At 51.8% G+C, this 1,352-nt stretch carries 2 protein-coding genes; both read left to right on the top strand.

From position 1 onward, the window contains the following. A partial coding sequence (locus KDK14_RS03360; RefSeq protein WP_257263606.1) for a transposase occupies positions 1–509 on the top strand: 509 nt, incomplete at its 5' end. Next, the coding region (locus KDK14_RS03365) for an IS3 family transposase (protein ID WP_257263607.1) at positions 506–1,352 on the top strand (847 nt) is incomplete at its 3' end. The genes KDK14_RS03360 and KDK14_RS03365, both read left to right, overlap by 4 nt.

Genomic DNA, 1,352 nt, shown 5'->3' on the forward strand with positions numbered 1-1,352 from the left:
TGGCCCGCTATTCAGAAGAGTTCAAAGAGTCCATCATTCAGAAGATGATGCCACCCAACAATGTGCCGGTGTCTCAGCTGGTACGTGATACTGGTATCTCTGATGCGACACTGTACACTTGGCGAAAGAAAGCTTTATCTCAAGGAATACCTGTGCCAGGCAACGGAAAAAATCCAGATCAGTGGACACCTGAAAACCAGTTGGCCGTCATTATTGAAACGGCGGCATTGAACGAAGCCGAAATGGCTGAATACTGTCGTAAGAAAGGCCTTTTTGCTGAACAAATTCAGCAGTGGAAAGCAGCCTTTATCAGTGGCGTGGTGGCTAGGCCTGCCAGTCCATCAGAGCAGCGTAAGGGCCTGACAGTTGAGCAGCGAAAAGACAAGCAAACTATCAAGAAGCTTGAGCGTGAACTCAAGCTTAAGGACAAGGCGTTAGCAGAAACAGCTGCCTTGCTGGTACTCACAAAAAAGGCCCGAGAGATCTGGGGGGAACCAGAGGTCGATTGATCTCTCTCTCGGATCGCCAAAACGCAGTCAACCTGATCAAACAGGCCGTGAAAGATGGTGCCCGCCAGTCGAAAGCCTGCGAAGCCCTTGGCCTTTCAGAAAGAACCGTACAACGCTGGACACGGGAGGATGCTGTGCAAGCAGATAACCGCAACAATGCCAACAGGGAAGCTCCCGGAAACAAGCTTTCTGAAGAGGAACGCCAGACGATTGTTGACGTCTGTAACAGTGATCGCTTTAAAAGCCTTCCACCCAGTCAGATCGTCCCTGTTTTAGCGGATGAAGGTGAGTATCTTGGGTCCGAAAGGACATTCTACCGGGTGTTGCATGAAAGAGGCCAGCAACACCACCGTGGGCGTGCAGCCAAGGCTGGCAACCGGAAGCCAACGTCGTATTGTGCAACTGGGCCGAACCAGGTCTGGTCTTGGGATATCACATTTTTGCGCTCACCAGTGCGTGGGCAGTTTTACTATCTGTATCTGGTGATAGACATATACAGCCGTATGATTGTGGCTTGGGAAATCCATGAGAATGAGTCTGCCGAGCATGCCTCACAAATGATTACCAAGGCCTGTATCCGCCACGGCATAGCCGCTATGGAGAGACCGCTGGTCCTGCATTCAGACAATGGCAGTGCCATGAAAGGCGGCACCATGCTGTCGACCCTGCAACGGCTGGGCGTGGTCAGCTCATTCAGCCGACCAAGGGTAAGTGATGATAACCCGTTTGCTGAAGCCATCTTCAGAACCCTGAAATACCGGCCCGGTTACCCATCCAAGCCATTTGCAGATATTGAGGCTGCCCGAAACTGGGTGCATGGCTTTGCGCAGTGGTACAACGAAG

Origin of the sequence: Endozoicomonas sp. ONNA2 (assembly GCF_024606365.1) — a bacterium.
GTDB lineage: Bacteria > Pseudomonadota > Gammaproteobacteria > Pseudomonadales > Endozoicomonadaceae > Endozoicomonas.